At 68.6% G+C, this 24,962-nt stretch carries 22 protein-coding genes; 15 read left to right on the plus strand and 7 right to left on the minus strand.

The window, feature by feature from the left end; all coding sequences use genetic code 11:
• The first annotated feature begins 10 nt into the window (after window positions 1-10).
• Window positions 11-1,402 carry an NAD(P)/FAD-dependent oxidoreductase gene (locus tag C6N31_RS28195; protein WP_138356829.1) on the plus strand — a complete coding sequence of 464 codons (1,392 nt, stop codon included), beginning with the start codon at window positions 11-13 and terminating at the stop codon, window positions 1,400-1,402.
• 200 nt (window positions 1,403-1,602) lie between these two features.
• Here the strand turns inward: C6N31_RS28195 and C6N31_RS28200 are convergent, their stop codons facing one another.
• The gene (locus C6N31_RS28200; protein WP_138356828.1) at window positions 1,603-2,895 is read right to left on the minus strand and encodes a cation:proton antiporter; all 1,293 of its coding nucleotides are present in this window, start codon (window positions 2,893-2,895) and stop codon (window positions 1,603-1,605) included.
• Between the two features lie 459 nt (window positions 2,896-3,354).
• On the opposite strand from C6N31_RS28200, the gene C6N31_RS28205 reads away from it, so the two are divergent.
• Window positions 3,355-4,563 (plus strand): cytochrome P450, encoded by a 1,209-nt coding sequence (locus C6N31_RS28205; RefSeq protein WP_198358525.1) that lies wholly within the window; start codon window positions 3,355-3,357, stop codon window positions 4,561-4,563.
• Between the two features lie 171 nt (window positions 4,564-4,734).
• Here C6N31_RS28205 and C6N31_RS28210 read toward each other — a convergent pair whose 3' ends face one another.
• Together C6N31_RS28210 and C6N31_RS28215 are read right to left on the minus strand one after the other, a co-directional pair.
• Window positions 4,735-5,754, minus strand: a complete 1,020-nt coding sequence (locus C6N31_RS28210) for a methyltransferase (protein WP_198358526.1) — start codon at window positions 5,752-5,754, stop codon at window positions 4,735-4,737.
• Window positions 5,755-5,804: 50 nt separating this feature from the next.
• Complete coding sequence (locus C6N31_RS28215) at window positions 5,805-6,815, minus strand: methyltransferase (protein ID WP_198358527.1); 1,011 nt, start codon at window positions 6,813-6,815, stop codon at window positions 5,805-5,807.
• 250 nt (window positions 6,816-7,065) lie between these two features.
• On the opposite strand from C6N31_RS28215, the gene C6N31_RS28220 reads away from it, so the two are divergent.
• The 8 genes from C6N31_RS28220 (at window position 7,066) to C6N31_RS28255 (ending at window position 14,882) form a co-directional block, all read left to right on the plus strand.
• On the plus strand, window positions 7,066-8,259 hold the full coding sequence (locus tag C6N31_RS28220) for a cytochrome P450 (protein ID WP_138356824.1): 1,194 nt from the start codon (window positions 7,066-7,068) through the stop codon (window positions 8,257-8,259).
• Window positions 8,260-8,264: 5 nt separating this feature from the next.
• Window positions 8,265-8,525: a ferredoxin gene (locus C6N31_RS28225; protein ID WP_244809609.1), complete on the plus strand. Its 261-nt coding sequence runs from the start codon at window positions 8,265-8,267 to the stop codon at window positions 8,523-8,525.
• Between the two features lie 211 nt (window positions 8,526-8,736).
• Entirely contained in the window at window positions 8,737-9,840 is a 1,104-nt protein-coding gene (locus C6N31_RS28230; RefSeq protein WP_343240943.1) for a nucleotide disphospho-sugar-binding domain-containing protein, read from the plus strand.
• 142 nt (window positions 9,841-9,982) lie between these two features.
• Window positions 9,983-11,335 (plus strand): FAD-dependent oxidoreductase, encoded by a 1,353-nt coding sequence (locus tag C6N31_RS28235; RefSeq protein ID WP_138356822.1) that lies wholly within the window; start codon window positions 9,983-9,985, stop codon window positions 11,333-11,335.
• Window positions 11,336-11,436: 101 nt separating this feature from the next.
• Window positions 11,437-12,105 carry a TenA family protein gene (locus tag C6N31_RS28240; protein ID WP_138356821.1) on the plus strand — a complete coding sequence of 223 codons (669 nt, stop codon included), beginning with the start codon at window positions 11,437-11,439 and terminating at the stop codon, window positions 12,103-12,105.
• A gap of 44 nt (window positions 12,106-12,149) precedes the next feature.
• Window positions 12,150-13,361 carry a cytochrome P450 gene (locus tag C6N31_RS28245; protein ID WP_198358528.1) on the plus strand — a complete coding sequence of 404 codons (1,212 nt, stop codon included), beginning with the start codon at window positions 12,150-12,152 and terminating at the stop codon, window positions 13,359-13,361.
• Window positions 13,362-13,379: 18 nt separating this feature from the next.
• The gene (locus C6N31_RS28250; RefSeq protein ID WP_198358529.1) at window positions 13,380-14,081 is read left to right on the plus strand and encodes an SDR family NAD(P)-dependent oxidoreductase; all 702 of its coding nucleotides are present in this window, start codon (window positions 13,380-13,382) and stop codon (window positions 14,079-14,081) included.
• A gap of 30 nt (window positions 14,082-14,111) precedes the next feature.
• Entirely contained in the window at window positions 14,112-14,882 is a 771-nt protein-coding gene (locus tag C6N31_RS28255; RefSeq protein WP_138356818.1) for an SDR family NAD(P)-dependent oxidoreductase, read from the plus strand.
• Between the two features lie 76 nt (window positions 14,883-14,958).
• On the opposite strand, the gene C6N31_RS28260 is transcribed toward C6N31_RS28255, so the two are convergent.
• The 4 genes from C6N31_RS28260 to asnB all read right to left on the minus strand — a co-directional run bounded on the left by C6N31_RS28260 (window position 14,959) and on the right by asnB (window position 19,501).
• Window positions 14,959-15,654, minus strand: a complete 696-nt coding sequence (locus tag C6N31_RS28260) for a class I SAM-dependent methyltransferase (protein WP_138356817.1) — start codon at window positions 15,652-15,654, stop codon at window positions 14,959-14,961.
• 17 nt (window positions 15,655-15,671) lie between these two features.
• Entirely contained in the window at window positions 15,672-16,481 is an 810-nt protein-coding gene (locus C6N31_RS28265; RefSeq protein ID WP_138356816.1) for an ABC transporter permease, read from the minus strand.
• A gap of 25 nt (window positions 16,482-16,506) precedes the next feature.
• A complete protein-coding gene (locus C6N31_RS28270; protein ID WP_138356815.1) occupies window positions 16,507-17,511 on the minus strand; it encodes an ATP-binding cassette domain-containing protein in 1,005 nt (334 codons plus the stop codon).
• Between the two features lie 133 nt (window positions 17,512-17,644).
• A complete protein-coding gene (gene asnB, locus C6N31_RS28275; RefSeq protein ID WP_138356814.1) occupies window positions 17,645-19,501 on the minus strand; it encodes an asparagine synthase (glutamine-hydrolyzing) in 1,857 nt (618 codons plus the stop codon).
• Between the two features lie 196 nt (window positions 19,502-19,697).
• On the opposite strand from asnB, the gene C6N31_RS28280 reads away from it, so the two are divergent.
• The 5 genes from C6N31_RS28280 (at window position 19,698) to C6N31_RS28300 (ending at window position 24,937) form a co-directional block, all read left to right on the plus strand.
• Entirely contained in the window at window positions 19,698-20,762 is a 1,065-nt protein-coding gene (locus C6N31_RS28280) for a methyltransferase (protein ID WP_138356813.1), read from the plus strand.
• Between the two features lie 118 nt (window positions 20,763-20,880).
• Window positions 20,881-21,633: an SDR family NAD(P)-dependent oxidoreductase gene (locus C6N31_RS28285; protein WP_198358530.1), complete on the plus strand. Its 753-nt coding sequence runs from the start codon at window positions 20,881-20,883 to the stop codon at window positions 21,631-21,633.
• A gap of 1 nt (window position 21,634) precedes the next feature.
• A complete protein-coding gene (locus C6N31_RS28290; protein ID WP_138356811.1) occupies window positions 21,635-22,297 on the plus strand; it encodes a TenA family protein in 663 nt (220 codons plus the stop codon).
• A 193-nt stretch (window positions 22,298-22,490) separates the two neighbouring features.
• Window positions 22,491-23,990, plus strand: coding sequence for a right-handed parallel beta-helix repeat-containing protein (locus tag C6N31_RS28295; RefSeq protein WP_187145138.1), 1,500 nt, complete (start codon window positions 22,491-22,493; stop codon window positions 23,988-23,990).
• 89 nt (window positions 23,991-24,079) lie between these two features.
• Window positions 24,080-24,937, plus strand: a complete 858-nt coding sequence (locus tag C6N31_RS28300) for an LLM class flavin-dependent oxidoreductase (RefSeq protein WP_138356809.1) — start codon at window positions 24,080-24,082, stop codon at window positions 24,935-24,937.
• The last annotated feature ends 25 nt before the right edge of the window (window positions 24,938-24,962 follow it).

Below are 24,962 nucleotides of genomic sequence, written 5' to 3' on the forward strand. Positions count from 1 at the left end.
GGAGATGTCCATGCGTGAGTCGACCCAGATCCTCGTAGTGGGAGGCGGACCCGCGGGAGCCACCGCGGCCGGCCTGTTGGCGAAGGAGGGATTCGAAGTCACGCTGCTGGAGCGGGAGCGCTTCCCGCGCTATCACATCGGCGAGTCGATCCTGCCGTCCTGCCGGCCGATCCTGGAGCTGCTCGGCGTATGGGACAAGGTGGAACGCCACGGCTTCCAGCCCAAGGGAGGCGCCTACTTCTTCTGGGGGGACGAGGAGTGGGAGGTCCGCTTCAGCGCCATGGGCGATGACAACCCCAGTGCCTGGCAGGTCGTCAGGTCCGAGTTCGACGAGATCCTCCTGGACCATGCCCGCGAGCTGGGCGTCGAGGTCGTCGAGGGCATCTCCGTCAAGGAGCTGGAATTCGACGGGGACCGTCCGGTGGCCGCGCTGTGGGCCGAGACCAAGGACGCCGCCAGTAAGGGCCGCATCGCCTTCGACTACATCGTCGACGCCTCCGGCCGCAACGGTGTCATCGCCACCAAGCACCTGAAGAACCGCAAGCTCCACGAGGTCTTCCGCAACGTCGCGGCCTGGACGTACTGGAAGGGCGCCAAGCCGCTGCCCAAGGGCCCCGCGGGCGCCATCGGGGTGGCCTCGACGGCCGAGGGCTGGTTCTGGGTGATCCCGCTGCACGACGGCACCACCAGCATCGGGCTGGTCACCGGCAGGGACAGGTTCAACGCGCAGCGCGCCGAACTGGGCAGCATCCAGGCCGTCTACGACCAGTCGGTCGAGCAGTCGGCCATCATTCAGGAGCTGATCGCCGGCGCGGAGCGGGTCGCCGACTTCAAGGTCGAGCAGGACTACTCCTACGCCGCGGAGTCCTTCGGCGGCCCCGGCTTCCTGCTCAGCGGCGACGCCGCCTGCTTCCTGGACCCGCTGCTGTCCACCGGCGTCCACCTCGCCACCTACAGCGCCATGCTGGCCGCCGCCTCCATCTCCAGCGTGCTGCGCGGAGAGGTGACGGAGGAGCAGGCCTGGGAGTTCTACGGGACGGTCTACCGCCACGCCTACGAGCGACTGCTGGTCCTGGTGTCCGTCTTCTACGAGAGCTACCGCGGCAAGGACTACCACTTCTACAACGCGCAGCGGCTCACCGAGCAGCAGCGCGACGGGCTCAACATCCAGGATGCCTTCGACCGGATCATCACCGGCATCGCCGACCTTGAGGACGCCCAGGACGTCTACGCCAAGGTGCAGCAGCACCTCACCGGCGCGGAGAGCGGCGACCCCATCCCGTTGAACAACCTCAACCGGGTGCACGAGCAGAAGGCGGCGCCGATGACCGAGGAGAGCGCAGTGAGGGGGCTGTATCTCTCCTTCTTCCCCAAGCTCGGTCTGCGGCGGGCCGGCGAGTGAGCGCGGTGTGGGCGGCGTCCTGACACTGGTTGTCCGTGAAGGACCCGGGAACGGCCCAGCGGCCGGGGGCGGGAGCCGAGGCTCCCGCCCACAGCCGTTCGCCGTGCACACTCGGCAGCACGGCACGGCACGGCACGGCACAGCACGGCAGCGGGCGGAAGGGGAGTTCCCCCTCCGCCCGCTGCCGTGTGGCCCGACTTCTAGGCCGAGTGCGCGACGCGCTCGGCTTCCCGCTCGGATTCCAGGTTCGGTTCCACCACCACCAGTGATGCCGGCAGGGTGTCGCGTTCGATCTGCTCGGTCGGGTAGATCAGCCGCAGGATCGGTCCTGCCATGAAGGTAGTGACCATGGCCATCACGACCATCAGCGAGTACAGCCCCTTGTCGAGGACGCCGAGCTGCACGCCCACGGTGAGGATGACCAGCTCCGTCAGCCCGCGGGTGTTCATCAAGGTGGCCAGTACGCCGGAGTGCCGGGTGGAGACGCCCTGCAGCTTCGCCCCGGTGAAGGCTCCGATGAACTTGCCGGAGATGGCCACCAGCAGGATCAGTCCGAGCTCGCCCAGATCGCGCGTGCTCAGGTGCGACAGGTCGACCTTCAGCCCGGCGGTGACGAAGAAGACCGGGAGCAGGAAGACCATGCCGACGTTCTCGAAGCTGTTCAGCAGTCCTTCGCGGACGACCTGCGGGCCGCCGCGCGGCATGACGAGTCCGAAGAGGAAGGCGCCGAAGATGAAGTGCACGCCCATCCACTCGGTGGCCCAGCAGGACAGCATCAGCCCGATCAGCACCGGGGTCAGCACCTGCGGCGAGAGCCGGCCGGACGTCGAGTGCGTGGCGAACAGCCGCCGGAACAGTGGTCGGACCACGCCGATCATCAGGGCCAGATAGACCGGTGCGAGCAGGGTGTGCCACTGCCCGGTACCGCTGGCGATGGTGGTCACCACCGCCAGCAGCGACCAGGCCAGCAGGTCGTCGACGGCCGCGCAGGCCAGCGCCAGGCTGCCGACGGGTGTGCGCTGCATTCCGCGGTCCGTCAGGATCCGTGCGAGCACCGGAAAGGCGGTCACCGACATCGCCGCTCCGAAGAAGAGGACGAAACCGGCGGTGCTGTGGGCCGGGTGACGGTGGCTCAGGTGCAGTGCCAGTACCACCCCGAGGCCGAACGGCAGCAGGATCGAGCTGAGTGACACCGCGGCGGCGATCCGGCCGCGGCCGCGCACCAGGGAGTGTTCGAGCTCGAAGCCGATGACGAACATGAAGAGGATCAGCCCGAGGTTGGCCAGTGCCGAGAGGAACGGACCGACCGAGGCAGGGAAGAGGTGCCGGGCGACAGCGCCGTTGAAGAGCGTGGGGCCGAGCAGTATCCCGCCCAGGATCTCACCCAGCACGGGAGGTTGGCCGATGGCCTTCGCGCCGGCGCCCAACAGTCGGGCTAATAGCAGGATTACGGCGATTCCCAAGAACAGTGTGGCAGCCTGACTTCCTGTCATGGCGTCTACTCCTCGTATGTGGCGGACAGTGTCATGTCATGCCCCGCGGGGAGCGGGTGACCGGGACCCGTCGGGGCCCCGCCCGTCGGTCGGTACCGGGCTCCCACACCACTGGATGTCGCGTCACCTGACTGACATGCCTCCGATGAGTACCGGGCCTGCCTCAAGGACGCCTGGCAGACGAGTCAGGACCCGCCGCCACGGGGCCGCCGCGCCCGCCCGGGCGGCACCGGTCGACCGCAGCCCCATCGGAGTTCGAGCGGGAGCCGGGAACCTGTGCGCGGAAGCCTGGAGGAATGGAACCGTCCCACCGCCGATGGCCGGCCCCGAGCCGGCCGACGAACCGGTCCCGGGCGACATCGCCCTGCTGGAGTACCGACCGGTGCCAGGGTCTGTCCGGCTGGACAGGCCCTACCCGGCCCCGGTACGGACCCGACGACACAGCAAGAAGGTGTGTGGATGCCCATCCCGCTGCCCGACCCGATGAACCTGCCGGCCGAGCGACGCTGCCCGCTCGATCCGCCGGAAGAATACGCGCAGTTGCGTGCCGAACGGCCGCTGAGCCGTCTGCGGCTTCCGGGCGGGCGGATCGGCTGGCTCGTCACCCGCTACGAGGACGTGCGCGCGACGCTGGCGGACCAGCGCTTCAGCCCGCCCCTCATCCAGGTGACCCCCGCGACGGACCTGCCGCTGCCCGAGGAGGAGCTCCAGGTACCGCCCGGGGTGTTCTCCGCGATGGACCCTCCCGAGCAGAGCCGGTACCGCCGGCAGGTCAGCCGGTACTTCACCCGCAAGCGCACCCGTGAGATCACTCCCCGACTCACACAGATCATCAACGACCAGCTGACCGCCATGATCGACCACGGCCCGCCCGTCGATCTGGTCAGCTGGTTCTCCCAGCCCATCCCGACCCGCGTCATCACCGAGATGCTCGGCATCCCCGAGCCGGACCGGGCCGAGTACCAGCGCTGGATCCTGGCGATGCTCTCCCTGAAGACCGACGCCGACCAACTGCGCGAGGCCAGCGACGGCCTCTACGGAAGCCTGGGCGAACTCGTCCGTGCCAAGCGCACGGCGCCCGGGGACGACATCGTCAGCGACCTGCTGCACCACGGCACCAGTCCGCTCAACGACGACGAAGTCGTCGGCATCAGCGCGCTGCTGCTGATCGCCGGGCTGGAGACCACCGCCAACATGCTCGGCCTCGGCACGTTCGCCCTGCTGCAGAACCCTGACCAGGCCGCGAAACTGCGGGCCAACGAGGATCTGCTCGACACGGCTGTCGAGGAGCTGCTGCGATACCTGACCATCGTGCAGTTCGGCCTCACCCGCACGGCGCGTGAGGACACCGAGATCGCCGGGCAGCTGATCAGGGCCGGCGAGACCGTCGTCACCTCACTGGCCGCGGGCAACCGTGACCCCGGTGTGTACCCCGATCCGGACCAGCTGGACGTGAGCCGCCAGGGGGCGCCGCACATGGCGTTCGGCTTCGGTGTGCACCAGTGCCTCGGCGCCCATCTCGCGCGGGTGGAGATGAAGATTGCCTTCGAGGCCCTGCTGCGCAGACTGCCCGGGCTGCGGCTCGCGGTGCCGGCCGAGGAAGTGCCCACCGGTGTGGACAAGGTCTTCTACGGAGTCCACTCGCTCCCGGTGACCTGGGACATTTGATCCACCGCGGGAAGTGACAGCGCGAAACGAAGCCGGTCCCGGTCGAAAGCCGGGGCCGGTTTCTCGCTGCGCCACTGGGCCGCTCCGTCGCATCGGCTTCGCCAGGGCAGCGCCGAGCGGGCCCGGAGCTGCTTGCTCCGGGCCCGCCCGACCGACTGCCCTGCTGCGGATTCAGGAGGCGGTGGCCTCCAGCGCGTAGTAGAGCCAGGGGCAGGGAAGCGCGGTCGCGGTCGAGAGCTTCAGTCCCGCGTCGGTGAACAGCTGGGCATACTCGCTCTGGCTGCGCTCCAGACCGGTGGTCATCACCAGCATCTCGATGTCGGAGATGGCACCGCCCAGCGCGTCGCCCGGGTCCTCGTCCTCGCCCTCGGAGAGCACTGAGGACAGCACGACCACCCGTCCGCCCGGTGCCATCGCCTTGCGGATGTTGGAGAGGATCTGGACGCTCTCCTCGTCGTTCCAGTCGTGGAGGATGTTCTTCAGCACGTACAGGTCGGCGCCCTCGGGAACCGAGTCGAAGAACGAGCCCACGACGACCTCGCAGCGGTCACCGACCCCGGCGGCCTCGATCACGGCAGCGGCCTCGACCACACCGTTGGCGGTGTCGAAGATGGTGCCCTGAAGGTGTGGATTGGCGGCCAGAATGGCGGTCAGGTGGGTGCCCTTGCCGCCACCGCAGTCCACGATGGTCTTGAACCGGCTGAAGTCGAAGTGCTCGACGATCGCCGGCACCTGGGCGTCGCTGCCTGCGGACATCGCGGCGTGGAAGGTGGCCGCGAGCTTGGGATTGGTCTTGATGTAGTCGAACAGCGGTGCGCCGTTGGCGATCTGGAACGCGTCCACACCGGTACGGATCGACTCCTCGAAAGCTCCCCAGGCCGCCCAGATCTCGGGCGCGGCGTGGTAGTCGGACAGCGGGCCGAAGAAGGCCGACAGCGGAGCGAGGTGGTAGCCCTCGCTGTCGACGGTGAGCAGCTTGGCCTTCGTGGCGGCGTACAGCAGGCGACGCAGGCTGCCGGCATGTGCGTCGGTGACCTCGACCAACTGTGCGGCGGTACGCGGCCCGTCGGCCAGGGCGTCGAGGACGCCGAGCGATGACACGGCGGCGCCTATCTGGTGCAGGGCGAAGCCGAAGGAAAGCGGAAGGTATTCCGCCGCGGTCGCCGGCTGTCCAGAGATCTGACTGCTCATTGCACTCCCCATGGTTCCTTAGTTCGGCCCGCCGCGCGGCGCGGCGGCGGTCAGTCCTTCCGGCACGACACCAGCGTGTCGTGGTCGGCCAGTGGCCGGTGGGTGATGGAGCTGAAGCCGGTGGCTCGGGCCTGTGCTCCCAGCTCGGCGACGGTGTACTCCCTGCCGCCTTCGGTGACCAGCAGCATGTTCAGGCTGGCCACCAGGTTCTCGGTGTCGTCCCGGCGTTCGCCGAGCATCCGGTCGTAGACCAGCACTGTGCCGCCGGGGCTCAGGGCCGTGTATGCCTTGGTCAGCAGCAGCCGGCGTTGGTCCGGGTCCCAGTCACTCAGGTTGTGGCCGAAGATGATCACGTCTGCCGGCGGCAGCGGATCTCTGAAGAAGTCTCCCGCGTGAAAGTGCGCCCGTTCCGTGAGGCCGAGTTCGGCCATGTGCTCGTCGAAGACCGGCTCCATCTGGGGCAGGTCGAAGACATGCCCGACCAGGTCGTCACGGGCGGCGAGCAGCTGCCCGGTCAGATGGCCCCGGCAGCCGCCGACGTCGAGGACGGTGCGGAACGTGGTGCCGTCCAGGGCGTCCAGAAGCTTGGCGCCGAACCCCTCGGTGAGGCCGTCCATCATCCGCGCGAAGCGGTCGACCGCCACCGGGTCCTGCAGCATTCCGGCGAAGTCGCCGTCGGCCTGCGGCTTGCCGGTGCGCAGTGCCTCTCCCAGCCGCCCGTAGACGTCGTACAGATTGATGTCCGCGCCGATCAGGAAGCCGGTGACGGCGCCCGGACGGCCGGCGACCAGATGGCGATCGGCGCCCTCGGCGTTGTGGTAGCGGCCGTCCACGTCCCGGCGCAGCAGGCCGCGGGCGGCCAGCAGGGCAAGGAACTCCGGCAGCCCGCGGCCGTGCAGGCGTAGGAGCGTGCGCAGTTCACCGGCGGTCGCCGGGTTCTGGGCGAGGACCGTGAACAGATCCAGACGGACGGCGGTGAGCAGGGCCTTGGCGTCGCAGAACGCGGTGCCGAGCCGGATGATCCCCGCTGCGGTCCCAGGGTCCGCTCCGGTCGATGTCATGGGCGGTTCTCCTTTCACCGGCGGCAATCTCGCAGCGGCGGACCGAGGATTGCTCGACTGGCGCTAGGGCCTGTCCGGCCGGACATGGGGCGGACATGAAGGGCACCTCATAGCTACCGCTGGGAGGTGGTCCCCGCCTCGGGCGGGTGCGGTGGGGCGGGTATCGACCGGGCTTCGAGCCGGTCACCAGACCGAGCGCCCAAGCTGTGCGCGATACAAGCGGTGAGTGTATTGAGAGGGCGGTTCCCGTATGAGTGAGTCGTGCCCCGTCGGCTACCCCATCCCCTGGGCCCCGACCCCGGACATCCCTGAGGAGTGGAAGGCACTGCGCGAGCGGTCGCTCGTGGAGATCACTCTGCCCAGCGGCGAACCCGCCGTGCTGGTCACCAGGTACAAGGACGTACGGCGGTTGTTCGCAGACGAGCGGCTGAGCCGCAACACGTTCGGCCGGGCGTCGAGGGTGTCCGCCAGCAACGACCTGTTCGGCGACCCGAATGTCGACAACGATCCACCGCGCTATCTGGAGGAGCGCTCCGTGGTGATGCGGGCGTTCAGCGCCCGCCGCATCGAGGCGCTGCGCGTGTTCGTCAAGAAGGTCGTCATCGACCTGCTGGACGAGATGGAGGCGGGACCGCAGCCCGCCGAGCTGATGGAGGCGTTCGCATATCCGCTCCCCATCCTGGTGATCTGCCAGATGCTGGGAGTGCCCGCGGAGGACCGCACGAAGTTCCGCCGACTGATCGACGGCTATCTGTCGGTGACCCGGCTGCCGGAGGACGAGGTCGAGGAGTGCCGCAAGCAGTACTGGGACTACCTCACCGAACTGATCGACTCCAAGCGGGCCCAGCCCGGTGACGACCTGATCAGCGAGCTGATCGAGATCAGCCGGGAGGACCCGGGCAAGCTGACCGACTACCAGCTGCAGAACTGGGTCAAGACCCTGCTGATCGCGGGCTATGTGACCACGGCCTCGCAGCTCGGTACCAGCATGGCCGTCCTGTTGCACCGCCCGGAGGTCGCCGACGATCTGAAGGCCGACCTGTCGCTGGTGCCGTCGGCGGTGGAGGAGCTGCTGCGCTACCAAATCATGGGCACCTCGCTGGGCACGCTGCGGTACGCGGTCGAGGACATCGAACTGTCCGACGGCGCCGTCGTCCCGAAGGGCTCCTCGGTCCTGCTCTCCCAGGAGTCCAACCACGACGAGGAGGTCTTCGAGGACCCGCTGACGCTGGACATCCGGCGCGAGGACAACCACCACCTGACCTTCGGTGCCGGCATCCACTTCTGCGCCGGCGCGGCACTGGCCCGCATGGAGCTGCAGGAGGCGACCGAGGGCCTGCTGCAGCGCTTCCCCGGACTGAAACTGGCCATCCCGGGTGACGAGTTGGTGCGTCCCGAGGGCGGCTTCCTCGCCGGGTACACCAACGTCCCTGTGACCTGGTGACGGCGGTGGGCAGCCTGAGAGTCTCCGCCAACCAGGACACGTGTGTGACGAGCAGCCTGTGCGTCTACCGGGTGCCCCAGGTGTTCGACCAGGACGAGGACGGCCTGGTACTCGTCGTGAACGCGGAGCCGCCGCAGGAGCTGCGTGAGGATTTGCTGCACGCCCAGCGGAGCTGTCCGACCCGGTCGATCCGGATCGAGGAACCGGCGGTCGGCGCCGGCGCCGACGGCGCCGACAGCGGTTCAGGGCAGGCCGCGACCGGTTGAGCACCGGGCAGAGTTCCGGCCGGGCCCCGCCGTTCCCCTCCTGGGAGCGGCGGGGCCCGGCCGTGTCCGCCGGGCCGCCGCACTCCGTACCCGGGGCCGGGGTGCGGCGAGCCCTCAAGCGGCAATGGAGGCAGCGGCAAGCGCCGCGTGCTGCCATGGCGGTATGCGTATCGTCTTCACTTCCTGGGCGTGGCCGTCACACCTCTACGCGATGGTGCCTCTCGCGTGGGCCTGCCGGGTCGCCGGTCATGATGTGCTGATGGCCAGTCAGCCGGCCCTCACATACGCCGTTCTGCGTACCGGCCTGCCCGCCGCACCGGTCGGGCAGAATGTGGACGCGGAGGCGGTCTTCCGGAACATCGTGCTGACGCCGCCTTCCGCGCAGCCGGGATCCGGCGGCGGTCCGCGCGTCCTCGACCTGCTGAGCAACCTGGCCCAGGCCATGGTCGACGACCTCGTCGAGCTCGGAAGGGAATGGCGCGCCGACCTGGTCGTCTTCGATCCCACGGCCTTCGCGGGGCCGCTGGCCGCCGCCAAGCTGGGCATCCCGGCCGTGCGCCATCTCTACGGCACCGATCTGATGAGCGTCGTCGGGCGGTTCGTGACCGGTGCGCTCGGTCCGCTGAGCGAGAAGCTCGGCCTGGACGGCGTGGACCCGTTCGGGGTGGGGACCGTGGACCCGTGCCCCGGGGGACTGCAGGTCCCCACCGCCTCGCGGCGCCTGCCGATGCGGTACATCCCGTACAACGGCCCGGGGCTGGCGCCGCCTCGGTTGCCCGAACGGTCGGGCCGGCCCCGTGTCTGCATCAGCTGGGGTACCACCATGGGCCGGCTGGATCCCGGGCTCTTCCTCGCCGGCGACGTGGCCCGGGCGATCGACGGCCTCGACGTGGATGTGGTGGTCGCGAGCACGCGCGGCCAGCGGGAGCTGCTCGGCACGCTGCCGGACGGCGTCGACGTGGTGGAGTCCGCACCATTGCACCTGCTGCTGCCCCAGTGCGACCTGATGGTCGCCCACGGCGGCGCGGGGACGCTGCTGACCGCCCTGTCCCAGGGTCTGCCTCAACTCCTCGTTCCCCGGCTGCCCGACCATGTGCGGCACTCGGGCCGGCTCGCCGAGGCGGGCGCCGGAGTCGTCCTCCCGGCGCCGGTGGACGGACCGGAGCCGATCCGCGAGCGGCTCGCCGAGTTGCTGGCCGGGCCCGGATACCGGGAGAGCGCCCAACGGCTGCAGGAGGAGATGCGCCGGCAGCCCGCACCGGCGCAGGTCGTCGGAGAGCTGGAGAGCATCGCTGCGGGCGCACCCGCGACGTGACGGTCGCGGCCGGCCGCCCCCCGACTCCGTGTCCAGGATTCTTCGACCGGCTCTCAGTGCCCCGGTGCGAGCCTCGCAGGACTTCCGGCCGGCCAGGGCCCAGGCCCTGTCCGGTCGATCACCCCTGGATGAGGAGTTCCTCATGTCGGCGCCCACCTCCACTCTGCATGTCGTCATCATCGGCGCGGGAACGGGCGGGCTGTGCCTGGCGCACGGCCTCAAGCGCGCCGGAGTCAGTGTCGCGGTCTACGAAAGGGACGCCACACGGGCCGACGGGCTGCAGGGATACCGGGTCGGGATCAACCCGGACGGCACCCGCGCCCTGCGCGACTGCCTGCCCCCCGATCTGTACGCCACGTTCCTGGCCACCTGCGCGCGGCCGCCGGAGTACGTGAACTTCCTGACCGAGGGGCGCAAGGAGGTCCTGTCGCTGGACGGCTTCAAGTCCGACGACGCGGTCGACAGCGAGAAGTCCGTGTCCCGGATGACGCTACGTCAGGTACTGCTGACCGGCCTGCAGGACATCGTCCACTTCGGGAAGACCTTCAAGCGCTACCGGACCAATGACGACGGTTCCGTCACGGCGTTCTTCGAGGACGGCAGCTCGGTGGACGGCACCGTGCTGGTGGCGGCGGACGGCAGCAACTCGCGGGTCCGGCGGCAGTACCTGCCGCACGCCCGGCTGGAGGACTGCGGGCCGATCGGCATCACCGGCAAGGTACCGGTCACCGATGAGACCGTGGCGCTGCTCACCCCGAAGATGCGGCGCGGCATCTCGATGATCTACGCACCCAAGGGCGTCTTCTGCATCTACCACGCGATGGAGTTCCCCTGGGACGCCGATGGCGCCCCCAAGGACGGCATCGGTTCCAGCGACGCCGAGCTCCTCGGGCAGTGGCCCGGGCTGACCTTCGACAATACCCGTGACTACATCAACTGGGGCTATGTCACCCGTGCCAAGCGGCTGCCGGACGACACCTTGAAGATGAAGGGCCCCGACCTGTACCGGCTGGTCAATGAGCGCACCACGGACTGGCACCCAGACCTGCGCAAGCTCTTCGAGCTCGCCGACCCCAACAGCTGCTTCCCGATCAAGATCCGTACCGCGGTCCCCATTCCGCAGTGGGAGACCACCCACGTCACGCTGATCGGCGACGCGATCCACACCATGACCCCCGGCCGGGGGGTCGGCGCCAACACGGCACTGCGCGACGCCCGGCTGCTGTGCCGGATGCTCGTCGCCGCCCACGAAGGGCGGGAACCGCTGCTGGCGGCCATCCGCGACTACGAGACGAAGATGATCGAGTACGGGTTCGACGCCGTCAAGGAGTCCCGTAAATCGGGCGGCGGCACCGGGCCCGACCAGCCGTTCGTCGGCCGGATCCTGCTGGCCGCGCTGCGTACCACGATGCGCGTCGTCAATCACCTGCCTGCCCTCAAGCGCCGACTGGCCGACTCCGACCGGTCCTACCGCGGGCACGGCCGGGAGGACTAGGACGGTTCGGCCGGTCAACCGTCCAGGACGCCACCAGGCTCATTCGAGCAGTGGTCGATACGGTCCCTCATCGGGAGAACACGGCGCGCGGGAGGGAACAGATGCTGTACGAGGAACTCGCCGAGATCTGCGGCCCGGTGCTGCGGAAAGTGCTGGACCATCCCTTCTGGGCCGGCCTGCGGGACGGCTCGCTGCCGGTCGGGTCACTGGCACGCTTCGTCGAGCAGGACGCCGGATTCCTGCTGCCGGCCTACGCCCGCGCGCTGGCCCGCTGCGCGGCCGTCGCGCCCGACGAGGCGGACACCTTTCTGTTCGGGCAGTCGGTCACCGGCACGCTGGACGCCAGGGACGAGTTGCGCTCGTCGTACCTGTCGCTGGCTGGCGAACTCGGCCTGCCGGAACTCGACGCCCGGCCGGCGATCCACGCGGCCACCCACGCGCACACCTCGTTCTTCACGGCTGCCAGCGCCTCTTCCTTCCATGCGGGCGTCGGCGCGCTGCTGCCCATGGTGTGGTTCAACGCCGAGGTGTCCGACAACCTCCTGCGGAACGCCGTACCCGGCACGCGCTACGTGCCCTGGATTCGCAGTTACCACCCCGGTGAGTCGTACCAGTACGCGGTGCAGGCCTTCCGCGACATGGCCGACCGGGTCGGCGAGAGCTCCTCGGCCGCCCAGCGCCGGGTGATCATCGACCAGTTCTCCCTCAGCATCCGGTACGAGTGGGCATTCGCCGAATGCTGCGCGGGACAGCCCTCGTGGCCGGTCTGAGACGAGCGGCCACCGCACCGGTGGGCCGACGAGAAAGGCGAGCAATGGCCACCAACGATCTCGACCTGATGGATCCCAAGGTGTTCAACAACGGGATCCCCTACGACTACTTCCGCCAACTGCGCCATTCCGAAGGGCTGCCGCTGGGCAAGGACACCGACGGCGAGCGGTTCTGGTACCTGACGCGCCATCGGGACGTGTCCGAGGTCTCCCGGGACACCAAGCGGTTCTCGTCCAGCCCGACCACCATGACCTCCATCCGCAAGGTGGACCCCAGCCCGCCGATCATCACCTTCCTGGACAGCCCCGAGCACACCAGACTGCGCAAACTGACCTTCAAGGCGTTCGCCCCGGCACGACTCGCCGCTCTGGAGGGGCCGATCCGCCGCATCGTCGACTCGCTGCTCGCCGAGGTGGCCGAGAAGGGCGAGTTCGACCTGGCGGAGGACATCGCGCTGCGTCTCCCCTTCGAGGTCCTGCTCGAGCTGCTCGACATCCCGGCCGGCGACCGGGCCATGATGCTCGGCTGGGCCGGCCAGACGGTGAACCTGGGTGACGCGGAGTACGAGGCGGCCGCCGCCGAGGGCGGCCTGGACTCCTTCCAGAAGATCTACGAGTACCTGCTGGACTTCGCCCGTTACCGCGCCAAGAACCTCACCGACGACTGCTTCTCCGTCCTGCTGTCCGCCCGCTTCAACGGTGAGCGGCTGGGGCTCCCTGACCGGCTCACCCCGGACGAGGTCGGGCTGTTCGCCTCCACGCTGATCACGGCCGGCAGCGAGACCACATACTGCTCCGTCACGGGCGGCGTCCTCGCCCTGATGGAGAACCCCGACCAGCTGACCGCGTTACGGGGCGACCGCACCCTGATGCCCGGCGCCGCGAACGAGGTGCTGCGCTGGGTAACTCCGGTGACCCACTTCGCCCGCAGGGCCCTCGTCGACACCGAGATCGCCGGCCAGCCGATCGGCGCGGGCGAGCGGGTGGTGATGTGGTACACGTCGGCCAACCGGGACGAAGAGGTGTTCACGGACCCGGACCGGTTCGACATCGCCCGCACTCCCAACCCGCACCTCGCCTTCGGCGGCGGCGGTCCGCATGTGTGCATCGGCAACGCGCTGGCCACCATGGAGCTGCGCCAGTTCCTCGAAGGCATCGTCGACCTGCTGTCGCGGCTGGAGATCGCCGGTACGCCGGTGCGCCCCGAGACCAACTTCATGAACAGCATCAAGTACCTGCCCATGCGATTTCGCTGACCCGGGTGGATGTGACGAATGACCAGTGAGAACGCGGCGACCCCGCCGCGTACCGCCCTGATCACCGGAGCCAACCGCGGCATCGGCCGCGCGGTCGCCGCCGAGCTCCACCACCGGGAGCTCCAGGTGGTGGTGGCCGCGCGGCTGGCCGGCGAGGGCCGCGCCGCGGCTGCCGGGATCGGTCCCGGAGTGCGGTCGTGCGTACTGGATGTCACCGATCCGGACAGCGTGAAGCTGGCCGGATCGGAGGCCGGGCCCGTCGATGTGCTGGTGTGCAACGCCGGCGTACTGCTGGACGCCCGCACCGATCCGCTCTCCGTGCCGTTGGAACTCGTCGAACGGACCTTGCGGGTGAACCTGCTCGGCACCTGGCGCGTTCTGCAGGAGTTCGTTCCGCCCATGGTCCAGCGGGGATGGGGCCGGGTGGTGATCATCTCCAGCGGCACCACCGCCGACTTCGGGGGCCGGCTCTTCGCCGGTACTCCCGGCTACTCCCTTTCGAAGAGCGCGCTCAACGGGTTGACGACCATGCTGGCGGCCCAGACCGCCGGGACCGGTGTCCTGGTGAACGCCGTGAACCCGGGCCGGGTGCGCACCCGGATGATGCCGACCCAGGAGCAACTCCCTGAAGCTGCCGCCCGGTTCATCGCCGATGTGGCGACCCTTCCGGACGACGGACCGACCGGGCACTTCCTCACCGAGAAACGCGGACCGGGCTGAGCCCGCGGCGTCCCAGGAACAGGAGATCCGATGCAATTCGACTTGACCGGCAAAACGGCCGTGGTCACCGGGGCCGGCAGCGGGATCGGGCTGGCGTCCGTCCAGGCACTCGCCTCGGCGGGCGCCCAGGTGCTCGGCGGTTCCCGGACCATCAGCCCGGAGCTGCTGGACGCCACGCCGCACGTGTTCGAGGTCGATCTGCTCACCGAGGCGGGACCGACGGCGCTGCTGGAACACGCGCTCGGCACATTCGGGGGCGTCGACATTCTCGTCAACAACGTCGGTGGCGGGGTGAAGCTGGCGACCGGGTTCCTCGACATCGAGGACGAGACCTGGCGCCACACCTTCGAGCTGAATGTCTTCAGCATGATCAGGACGACCAGAGCGGCGCTGCCCAGTCTGGTCGAGCGAAGGGGCGCGATCATCAATATCGGCTCGATGAACGCGAGCATGGCGGACCCGGCACTCGGCCACTATTCGGCTGCCAAGGCCGCACTGGCCAACATCAGCAAATCGCTCTCCCTGGAATTCAGTTCGCAGGGCGTCACCGTCAACACCATCTCCCCGGGACCGGTGCGGACGCGGCTGTGGACCAATCCGGAGATCGCGCGCCGGCTCGGGATCACGACCGAGGAGTTCCTGGAGACCGTCCCCAAGATGGCCGGTCTCTCCACCGGCAAGATGATCGAGCCCGATGAGATCGGGGCGCTGGTGCTGTTGCTGGCCTCCGGCAAGGTGCCGAGCATCACCGGCTCCGACTACTTCATCGACGGCGGCATGAGTCGGGCCGCCGTGCGCTGACCGGGTCACCCGCGAGCGGGAACAACAAGGAGTCGGCCCCAGCCATCAGGCTGGGGCCGACTCCTTGTTGTTTACGTCAGCCGGCGGTCGCGGTGAAGATGGCGACCGCACCGCGAATCGTCACACGGTACTCGGGGAAGTACTTCGCCAGCTGCCGTTCGAGGCCCGCCGGGTCGTCCCCCTGGTTCTGGAAGTTGCCGCGCCGGTGCTGCTCCAGCACCATTTTGCTGGTCAGCCTGTTCATCGGAACGCCCTCGGCGAGCACGGTGGTGCCGAACAGCACACCACCGGGCCGGAGGGTCTCCGCGACATGCTTGAGGATGATGCCCTTGGTGTCCCAGCCGCCGGGGATGGTGTGGAACACGAGGTTCATGGCGGCCGAGTCGAAGTGCCGGCTCGGCAGTGGCAGCGGTTCCATCAGATTGGCCTGGCAGATCGCCGGCCGGTAGCGGGCCAGTCGGCCCGCGGACATGTCAAGGCATTCGGAGTTGAGGTCGAGCAGGGTGAGTTCCGGCGTCTTGGTCGGGAACCGGCACTTGTCCACGAAGTAACCGGTGCCGGGGCCGATGTCCAGGTGACGGTTGCCGGCGGAGGAGTTGTAGAGCCGCCGCATGACTCCGGCCGGGCAGCGCCACACCACACGGCAGAACACCCCCAGCACCCATTTGTCGTAGATCCCCAGCCTGCTGCGGCTGTACACCTGTTGCGCATGAACGATCCGTGGGTCCAGCTCCGCGGACTCGGGAGCGGAGGCGGGAGTGTCGCTCGTCATATGGCTCTCCAGTGTTCTCAGCGGCGCCGGAAACGGGCGCTGCCCAGGGCAGCGAAGACAACCGTGATCCCGGCGGTCCAGATCAGCGAACGTGAGACGAAGTACCCGGCGTCATGACCGAGCAGAGCATGGGCGTGGCTGCCCAAGGTGAGCGCCCGCACCGCGTCGGCCATCACGGTGACCGGCTGGTTCTCGGCGAATGCCTGGAGCCATCCCGGCATGGTCCCGACCGGCACGTAGGCGCTCGATGCGAAGGTCACGATGAAGACGACCATCGACACGCCCTGTGCGGACTTGACGTTGCCGGTGAACAGCCCGACGGCGATGAAGACCCAGCTGAAGGCGACCCCGAACAGCAGGCACAGCGCGAACGCCGCCAACCCGCTCAGGACGGATGCGTGCAGCCGGAAGCCCACGGCGAAACCGACCCCTGTGGTGATCGCCAGGACGAACGCCAGGATCCCGGTGTCCGCCAGTACCCGGCCGGTCAGCACGGCCGAGGACGGAAAGGGCATCGACCGCAGCCGGTCGATGAAGCCGCCCTCGACGTCCTCGGCCATCCCGATGGCGGTGCCCAGCGTCTGGAAGAGCACACCGGCGGTGATGAAGCCCGGGACGGAGAAGTCGACGTAGTCCAGGCCCTGACTCGTGCCGATGGCGCCGCCGAAGATGTAGCGGAAGGTCAGCATGATCGACGTCATCTGCAGGACGCTCAGCACGATGAGTTCGGTCCTTCGCCAGAACGTCAGCGTGGTCCGTTTCGCCAGGAGCCCCGTACTCGTCAGCAGGCCGGCCCTGCTCTGTGATGTGGCGACCGCGGTCGTCATGGGCATTCCATCCTTCCGGATCCGGTCACACCGATTCGGCGGCGGACAGGGCGTGCTGCTTGTTGGCTCCGACCTCTTCCTCCGGCCGCTGATCGGTCAGCGCGAGGAACACCTCGTCGAGGCTGGGCTCGCGCACGCTGATGTCGGCGAGATCCACGGCCGTTCCCTCGATCGACCGCAGTCCCGCGATCAGCCACTGGGCCGTGTCGTCGTTGCCGGGTCCCGCGGCCACGCTGACGCACCGCGTCGCCTCGTCCACCTGCGGCTCGGCGCCGTTCTCGCGGGCCAGCGCGGCGGCGACCTTGGGCAGGTCCGCGCGGTCGTGCACATGGACCTCGAAGACCTTGCCACCGATCCTGCTCTTGAGCTCGGCAGGGGTCCCGGAGGCGACCGTGCGCCCCTCATCGATGATCACGATGTGGCTGGCAAGGCGATCGGCCTCGTCCAGGTACTGCGTGGTCAGCAGGACATCGGTGCCCTGTTCGAGGAGGGCGTCGATCGCGTCCCACAGATCGAGCCGGCTGCGCGGGTCCAGCCCGGTCGTCGGCTCGTCCAAGAGCAGCAGGCGCGGGGCGCTCACCAGGCTGGCGCCCAGGTCCAGTTTGCGCCGCATACCGCCGGAGTAGGTGCGCACCAGCCGGTCGGCGTCGTCGGTCAGGTCGAACAGCTCCAGGATGGCGGTGGCATTGGCGCGGGCCTGCTTGGCCCGCTGGCCGAACAGCCGGGCCACCAACTCCAGGTTCTCCCGGCCGGTCATGGCCTGGTCCACGGCGGCGAACTGGCCGGCGAGGCCGATCGCCCGGCGGACCGCTTCCGGCTCTCGCCGGGTGTCGTGGCCGACGACGCGCAGCTCACCCTCGTCCGGGTAGAGGAGGGTCGCCACCGCCCGCACGAAGGTCGTCTTCCCGGCCCCGTTGGGGCCCAGCACCGCCACCACCCTCCCGGACTCGACCTCCAGGTCGAGTCCGTTGAGGGCGGTCTTCTTTCCGAAACGCTTGACCAGTCCCCGAGCTTCAATCGTCAGCGCCACAAGATTTCACCTCGTTTGCTTCGCATCCGTGTGAGGGCATGGCCTCCGGCCCATGGTGTAAAACGGCACCGGAGTGCCACTGGAGCGGGACTTGATCGGCGGCACGGCGGCACGACACGCGATCGGCTGTCCGTCAGACCACCAGTTCCACGTTGTAGTGCGACAGCCAGGAGTTGAACTGCAGCGCCGTCTCGATGTGCATCCGGCTCGGCCAGTCATTGGCGGCGCCCGGGTTGCGCAACGTGTGTTCCACCGCCTTGTTGTCCAGGTACGGCAGGATCGGTGAGTTCGGATCGCTGATCAGCGCGGTCAGTTCCTCGTGCAGCATCGCCGTGTAGGCGGGATCCTGGGTGACCGGCCACGGGCTCTTCTTGCGCTCCAGCACGGACGCCGGCAGCAGATCGCGCACGGCTGCCCGGAGGATGGACTTCTCCCGGCCGTCGAAGGTCTTGAAGCTCCACGGAGTGTTGTACAGGTACTCGACGAGCCGGTGGTCGCAGTAGGGCACCCGCAGTTCGAGGCCGTGGGCCATGGAGAGCCGGTCGCTGCGGTCCAGCAGCATCGGCATCCACCGGGTGAGCGTGAGATAGCCGATCTCCCGCATCCGGTACTCCTCGGGGCTCTCGCCCTCCTGGTGCGGCGCCTCCGCGGCGGCCTCGTGGAAGGAGTCCGTGTAGTAGCGGCGCATGTCCAGCTTCTGCAGCAGCCCGTCGTCGAAGAGCCCCCGGCCCTGTCCCTTCATGGAGCTCGGCTGCAGCGCCTCATGCGCCACCCAGGGGAAGGCGTCGGCGCCCACGGTCTCCGGATTGAACATCCAGTTGTATCCGCCGAATATCTCGTCCGCGACCTCGCCGACCAGCGCCACCGTGGAGTGCGTCCTGATCTCGCGTGAAGTGAGGTAGTTCGAGGTGTCCATGTCGCCGAGCGTCGAGGGCGCGTCCTGCGCGAGCAGCGCCATCAGACGGGTCTTCGGGTCCATCAGGTCGTGGCTGCTCAGCCGGATGTTGACGTGGTCGGAGGAGAGGTGCTCCGCGACCTCGATCGCGAAGGGCTCGTCCGGCGAGAAGCGGACGTCGTCCGCCTGGAACTTCTCGGCGTAGTCGTCGAATGTGGTCACGAAGGTGCGCAGCCGCGCGCCGTCCAGCTTCCAGCGCCACTGGGCGGCGATCGCGGTGAGCGAGCTGGAGTCCAGGCCGCCGGAGAGCGCGGTGCACAGCGGCACGTCGGCCACCAGCTCGCGCAGCACGATGTCCTCCAGCAGCGAGCGGACGTTGGTGATGGTCTCCTGCAGGGTGTCGGTGTGCGGCCGGGCCTCGAGCTCCCAGTAGGTACGGTCGACGACGCCCGCGCTGCCGATGGTCAGGGTGTGGCCGGGCAGCAGCTCGCGCATGTCGCGGAAGACCGCCTGCCCGGGCTTCTTGGCGACGGCGAACATCTCCCGCAGGCCGTCGGCGTCGACGACCGGGCGGATCAGCGGGTTGGCCAGCAGGGATTTCGGCTCGGAGCCGAACAGGACGCCTTCGGGCAGCCGGTGGTAGAAGAGCGGTTTGACGCCGAACCGGTCGCGGACCAGGAGCAGTTCCTCGCGGCGCAGGTCCCAGATGGCGAAGGCGAAGATCCCCTCCAGCCGCTTGGCGCAGTCCGGGCCCCACTCCAGGTAGGAGCGGAGCACCACCTCGGTGTCGCTGCGGGTGCGGAACTGGTGGCCGCGCCCCTGCAACTCGGTACGCAGCTGCTTGTAGTTGTAGACCTCACCGTTGTAGACGATGACGGCGACGGGGCGCCCGTCCTCCTCCACCGTGAGCGGCTGCACGCCGTCGGCCAGATCGATGATCGCGGTACGGGTGTGCCCGAGCGCGGCGTGCCTGCTGACCCACAGCCCCTGGTCGTCCACACCTCGCTTGGCGACCGCGTCGGTCATCGCTTGCAGCACCGACCGCTTCTGCGACAGGTCCTGCCCGAAGTCCACCCAGCCGGCGATGCCGCACATCTGTGTCTCCCTCAGTTGTGTTCTGAAAGCCGTCTGTCTTCCAAAAGTCGTCGGCAGCATGCGGGTGCCGGTTCGAAGGGACCTTGACGCCTGCTAGATCCCGCCGTTCCACCAGGCCTCCACCGTGGTTCAAGTGAGGTTCGAGGCGGTGCCCCGAACCTGTGCGGACGTTGATCCGGACGAGAGGTGGACGTCGATGACCGCGCAGGACAGCGCTTCCGGGGCCCAGGGCACAGCCGGATGGTTCGACGCGAGCCTCCCCCCACAGCAGCAGGTGCTCGGATTCCTCTACGCCAAGTGGGTCATCGGGGCGCTGCGGGCGCTGGTGGAGCTGAAAGTGCCCGACGCGCTGGCCGACGGACCGCGGACCGTCGCGCAGATCAGCGAGACGACGGGCACGGATGCCGACGCCCTCTACCGGGTGCTGCGTGCGGTCGCCGCGGCCGGCGTGTTGGAGGAGCGGACCGACGGCAGCTTCGTACTGACGCCCGTCTCGGCGGGTCTGGTTTCGGACGCCACCGACGGCATCCGGGACATGTTCCTGTTCGCCTCCGACCCCACCCTCTGGCGGCCGTACGAGAATGTGGCGCACAGCGTCCGCACCGGCGAAGCGGCCTTCAACAACGTCTTCGGGATGTCGTACTACGAGTACACCAAGGCCAATCCGGCCAGCGGCGCGGTGCTGGACCGGGCGATGAAGCAGAACCACTATCCCGGTACCGACCGGATCTTCGCCGAATTCGACTTCGGGCGCTTTCCCCGGATCGCGGATGTCGGCGGCGGCAGGGGCCAGTTCCTGGCCGAGGTGCTGCGCCGCCACGCCGGAGTCACCGGCGTACTGGCCGACCAGGCCCACACGGTCGCCGACGCCAAGGAGACCTTCGCGGACGACGGGCTGGCGGACCGGGTCGAGATCGTCCCGACCGACTTCTTCGTCGAGGTGCCCGCCGGCTGCGACGCATACTTCATCAAGCACACGCTGCACAACTGGGCCGACGACAAGGCCGAGCTGATCCTGCGCCGGATCAGGGAGGCCATCGGCGGCAACGGCGAGGCGCGGCTGCTCATCGTGGAGAACCTGCTGCGCGGTCCCGGCGAGTGGGACATCGGCAAGCTGATCGACGTCGAGTCCCTCGCCGTGCTGGGCGGCCGTGAGCGCAGTCGCGAGGAATGGAACCACCTCACCGCCGCAGCCGGTTTCGCGCCGGCCAACGAGCCGGTCCCGGGTGACATCGCCCTGCTGGAGTACCGGCCGGTCTAGGAGCGCGCGCCGGGAATCCGTGCCAGGCTCCAGTACGGGGAGCCCGTGGCGCCGGACCGGCAGGGGCGGCGGGCGGGACCGTACGGCGGAGTTGTGGTAACGGCCTCAGGAGTTCGAGATGGATCTGGGTTTGACGGACAAGCGGGTGCTGGTCACCGGCGCCACGCGGGGCATCGGCCGGGCCGCTGCCCGGGTGTTCGCCGCGGAGGGCGCACGGGTCGCGGTCACCTACCACAGCAACGAGGTGGCGGCGAAGGAGCTCGTCCAGGAACTCGGCGGAGCGGACCGGGCCTGCGCGGTCCCCTACGACCTCGCGGTACCCGAGTCGATCGAGCAGGCTGTGCGCTCGATCGAGGACCGGTGGGGCGGCGTCGACGTGGTGGTGGCCAACGCCCAGACCTGGGAGTGGATCAACCCCCAGGAGATGCCCCAGTACCAGGACTTCCCGATGGACTTCTGGCTGTCCAAGTACCGGGAGAACGTCGAAGGCCATCTGTGGACGGTGCGTCAGGCCCTGGGCGGGATGCGGGAACGCGGCTGGGGCCGGGTCGTCCTGCTGTCCTCGGTCACCGCGACCCACGGAAACCCCGGTTCTGAGATCTACAGCGCGGCCAAGGCGGCCCTGCACGGATTTGTCCGCGGACTCATGTGGACCGGCGACGGCGTGCTGGCGAATGTGGTGGCGCCCGGCGGCACCCTGACCGAGAGCCTGGAGGCGGTGGACCCGGCGCTGCTGGAGGTCGCCGTACGGGAGACGCCCAGCGGCCGTCTGAGCACCGCGGACGATGTGGCCCGGCTCATCGTCTTCCTGTCGTCCGAGGCGAACGGCAATGTCAACGGGCAGGTCATCCATCCCGCCGGCGGGCGCTGAGATGCTGCGGGACGAGCTGTCGGCGATCGCGAAACCGGTGCTGGCCGCAGTGTTGGAGCATCCCTTCTGGGACGGTCTGCGCAAGGGCACGCTGCCTGCGGACTCGCTGTGGTACTTCGCGGAGCAGGACGCGCGCTATGCCGTGCCGGCCTATGCGCGGGCGCTGGCCCGCACGGCCGCGATCGCCGACCAGGACGCGCACAGCGCCCTGATGAGCGGAGCGGCGAGCGTCACCCTGGACGCGGTCGGCAGGATGGACGGCGAACTGGCCGCCCTGGCGGCGGAGCTCGGCAGGACGGTGCGGACCGTGGCGGTGAGTCCCGCGACCCATGCACACACCTGCTTCATGCTGGCGGCCCCGGCGGTCTCGTTCGGCGCCGCGTTCGGCGGGCTGCTGCCCATGACCTGGTTCCACCAGGCCGTCTCGCGCGATCTGCGGGAACGGTGCGTGCCCGGGTCGCGGTACGAGGCGTGGATCGATCAGTACTGCCCGGAAAGCGGTTTCCACGACTACGTGGAAGCCTATCTGAGCATGATCGATGAATTCGGCGAGCAGTGCTCGCCCACCGACCGTGCCACGCTGGCCGAACACTTCCTGTTCGGCGCACGGCATGAACTGGCTTTCGCCGATTCTGCTTTCCGGCTGCAAGCCTGGAGCGTCTGACCTTCCGCCCGGTTCACGCAATTCTTGAGCAAGGGTTGACCACGCCGTCGCAGACTCGCCGAGACAACGATTTTCGGCCAAAGTTACCGCGAGGAGCAACGGCATGGTTATCACCTGGCGCTCGAACAGAGCGCGTCGCGGGGGTCAGGACAGAAGACCGGCCCGGAGAGTACTCGCTCTCGTTCTCGGCCTGATGGCCGGAATGACCCTCGGTGTGTCAGGCACCTCGGCCGCCGCCGATTCACAGGGCGGCCAGCGGTACTACCTCGACTGCGCGGCCGGGAACGACGCGGCGGCCGGTACGGCGCAGGGGTCGGCATGGCGGACTCTGGACCACGTCAACGCGCTGGTCTTCCACCCTGGTGATTCCATTCTGCTACGCAGCGGCACCACCTGCCAAGGCACCTTTTCGCCAAAGGGTTCCGGTACCGAGGACCGGCCGATCGTCGCCGGTTCCTACGGTTCGGGAGCGCGTCCGGTCATCGTCGCCGACGGCGCCCGCGCGGTGGTCTTCCTGCACAACGTGCAGTACTGGGAGCTCCGGAACCTCGACATCTCCGACCGGGCAGCCGGCAACGGTACCTCGCGCACCGGGATCTACGTGCTGCTGGAGGATTACGGCACCGGCCATCACTACGTGATCGACGGCGTGAACGTCCATCACGTGGTGGGCATCGACGCCACGGGGCCGGCGAACGAGGACAGTGCGGGCATCCTGTTCAAGGCCACCGGATCCACCGTGGCCACCGGGTTCGACGGGATCCAGGTCACGGGAAACACCGTCTCCGGCGTCGACGGCTACGGAATAGCGACATCGTCCCAATGGTCGCTCCGCCCGCTGCTCACCTCCGGAACGAACACCTTCGTGCCGATCTCCCATGTGCGGATCGCCGGAAACCGGCTGTCCGATCTCGGCGGTGACGGGATCGTCGTACAGAACGGCATCGACCCGCTGGTCGAAGGCAATGTGATCGACGGATTCGGGAAGCGCGCCACGGCCTTCCACGCCGGAATCTGGTCGTGGAACTCCGACCGTCCGGTGATGCAGTACAACGACGTGTCGCACGGCTCCTCCTCTCCGCCTGCCTTCGCCTTCGACGTCGACATCGCGGCTGCCGGTGTTCTCTACCAGTACAACTACAGCCACGAAAATGCCGGGTTCATGCTGCTGTGCACGAATCCGGGCGAGAAGAGTGCCGGGGCGACCATCCGCTACAACGTCAGCGAGAACGACCGGGGCGCACTGTTCGGTACCACCGAACTCCCGCTGGTCACCAATGGCTGCGGCAGCGTGCAGCCGGATGTCCGCTTCTACAACAATGTGATCCACACCAAGTACGCGAGTGGGCTGATCGGGAACTTCGGGGAGACGGCTGTCGCGTACAGCAACAACATCTTCTCCGGAAAGCCGGGCGGTTCGACGATCGGCGACCCGATGGCGTCCTTCGACCACAACCTGTACTTCAACGTCACCTCCGCACCGACGGTCGACGCACACGCCGTCGCCGCGGACCCGGCGTTCGTCCGGCCCGGCGCCGGCCCCCTGGGGTACCTGCTGAAGTGCGGATCGCCCGCCATCGGTGCGGGTGTCCTCATCGCCGGTGACACCGGACACGACTTCCTGGGATTCCCGGTGCCGCACGACGCGCCGCCGAACATCGGGCCGCACCAGTCACCCTGCGTCCACGTCTAGGACACGGCGCAGGGCCGTCAACCGCGGCTCGACCGGCTCCCCAGCCGTCACTCACACAATCACGGGACACGAGCTCGAGGAGGAACGCCATGGATATCGGGGTCTGCCTGCCGACCGCCGTGCACGGCGCCGACAGTAGTCAGTTGATCGAGTTCGCGCGCCGCGCCGACCGTCTCGGATTTCACAGCCTGACGGTGACGGACCGGGTCGTCTACGACAACTACGAGGGCATTGTGACGCTCGCCGCAGCAGCGGCGGTCACCGAGCGGATCAACCTGGTGACAGCGATTCTGCTGGCCGCCACCAGGCCCAGCCCGGTGGAGCTGGCCAAGCAGCTCGCCAGTCTGGACCGGCTCTCCGACGGGCGGCTCATACTCGGGCTCTCCGCGGGGATGCGCGAGGACGACTACGTGGCGACCGGAACCGACTACGCGACGCGCGGGCGCCGCCTGGACGCCATGATCGAAGAGATGCGCGAAGTCTGGCAGGGCAGGGGCCCGGTTCCCGGTGTCGGTCCCCGCCCCACCAACGGTGACATCCCGTTCTGGGGTGGCGGCCACTCGCCGGGCGGCCTGCGCCGTTCCGCGAAGTACGGCATCGGCTGGATCTCACCCGGTGGACCGCCGCACAAGTTCGGCGAACTGGTCGCGAACTTCGCGAAGTTGTGGGCCGAGGAGGGCCGCACCGGTACGCCGAGAATGGCCGCCAACTGCTATGTGTCGCTCGGTCCCGGCGGCAAGGAACTCGCCACCGAGCACATGCTCAGCTACTACGCCTACATGGGCAAGGTGGCGGAGCACCTCGCGGCGGGCGCGATCACTGAGGAAGACCGGCTGCGCCAAGTGGTGGACGCCTACGCGGCGAACGGCTGTGACGAGCTGCTGCTGCTGTCGGTCACGGCCGATCCCGATCACCTGGACCGGATAGCCGACGTGGTGCTGCGCTGACAACCAGCGCCTCCGCATCACACCC

The organism is Streptomyces fildesensis, assembly GCF_016107395.1.
GTDB lineage: Bacteria > Actinomycetota > Actinomycetes > Streptomycetales > Streptomycetaceae > Actinacidiphila > Actinacidiphila fildesensis.

Excerpts from the sequence above, each read along its gene's own strand:
- C6N31_RS28280 (WP_138356813.1), top strand. The coding sequence starts at position 19,698 with ATGACCGCGCAGGACAGCGCTTCCGGGGCCCAGGGCACAGCCGGATGG.
- C6N31_RS28265 (WP_138356816.1), bottom strand. The coding sequence starts at position 16,481 with ATGACGACCGCGGTCGCCACATCACAGAGCAGGGCCGGCCTGCTGACG.
- C6N31_RS28210 (WP_198358526.1), bottom strand. The coding sequence starts at position 5,754 with ATGAGCAGTCAGATCTCTGGACAGCCGGCGACCGCGGCGGAATACCTT.
- C6N31_RS28250 (WP_198358529.1), top strand. The coding sequence starts at position 13,380 with ATGACCAGTGAGAACGCGGCGACCCCGCCGCGTACCGCCCTGATCACC.
- C6N31_RS28195 (WP_138356829.1), top strand. The coding sequence starts at position 11 with ATGCGTGAGTCGACCCAGATCCTCGTAGTGGGAGGCGGACCCGCGGGA.
- C6N31_RS28200 (WP_138356828.1), bottom strand. The coding sequence starts at position 2,895 with ATGACAGGAAGTCAGGCTGCCACACTGTTCTTGGGAATCGCCGTAATC.
- asnB (WP_138356814.1), bottom strand. The coding sequence starts at position 19,501 with ATGTGCGGCATCGCCGGCTGGGTGGACTTCGGGCAGGACCTGTCGCAG.
- C6N31_RS28295 (WP_187145138.1), top strand. The coding sequence starts at position 22,491 with ATGGCCGGAATGACCCTCGGTGTGTCAGGCACCTCGGCCGCCGCCGAT.
- C6N31_RS28205 (WP_198358525.1), top strand. The coding sequence starts at position 3,355 with ATGCCCATCCCGCTGCCCGACCCGATGAACCTGCCGGCCGAGCGACGC.
- C6N31_RS28235 (WP_138356822.1), top strand. The coding sequence starts at position 9,983 with ATGTCGGCGCCCACCTCCACTCTGCATGTCGTCATCATCGGCGCGGGA.
- C6N31_RS28290 (WP_138356811.1), top strand. The coding sequence starts at position 21,635 with ATGCTGCGGGACGAGCTGTCGGCGATCGCGAAACCGGTGCTGGCCGCA.
- C6N31_RS28245 (WP_198358528.1), top strand. The coding sequence starts at position 12,150 with ATGGCCACCAACGATCTCGACCTGATGGATCCCAAGGTGTTCAACAAC.
- C6N31_RS28260 (WP_138356817.1), bottom strand. The coding sequence starts at position 15,654 with ATGACGAGCGACACTCCCGCCTCCGCTCCCGAGTCCGCGGAGCTGGAC.
- C6N31_RS28220 (WP_138356824.1), top strand. The coding sequence starts at position 7,066 with ATGAGTGAGTCGTGCCCCGTCGGCTACCCCATCCCCTGGGCCCCGACC.
- C6N31_RS28255 (WP_138356818.1), top strand. The coding sequence starts at position 14,112 with ATGCAATTCGACTTGACCGGCAAAACGGCCGTGGTCACCGGGGCCGGC.
- C6N31_RS28230 (WP_343240943.1), top strand. The coding sequence starts at position 8,737 with ATGGTGCCTCTCGCGTGGGCCTGCCGGGTCGCCGGTCATGATGTGCTG.
- C6N31_RS28285 (WP_198358530.1), top strand. The coding sequence starts at position 20,881 with ATGGATCTGGGTTTGACGGACAAGCGGGTGCTGGTCACCGGCGCCACG.
- C6N31_RS28300 (WP_138356809.1), top strand. The coding sequence starts at position 24,080 with ATGGATATCGGGGTCTGCCTGCCGACCGCCGTGCACGGCGCCGACAGT.
- C6N31_RS28240 (WP_138356821.1), top strand. The coding sequence starts at position 11,437 with ATGCTGTACGAGGAACTCGCCGAGATCTGCGGCCCGGTGCTGCGGAAA.
- C6N31_RS28215 (WP_198358527.1), bottom strand. The coding sequence starts at position 6,815 with ATGACATCGACCGGAGCGGACCCTGGGACCGCAGCGGGGATCATCCGG.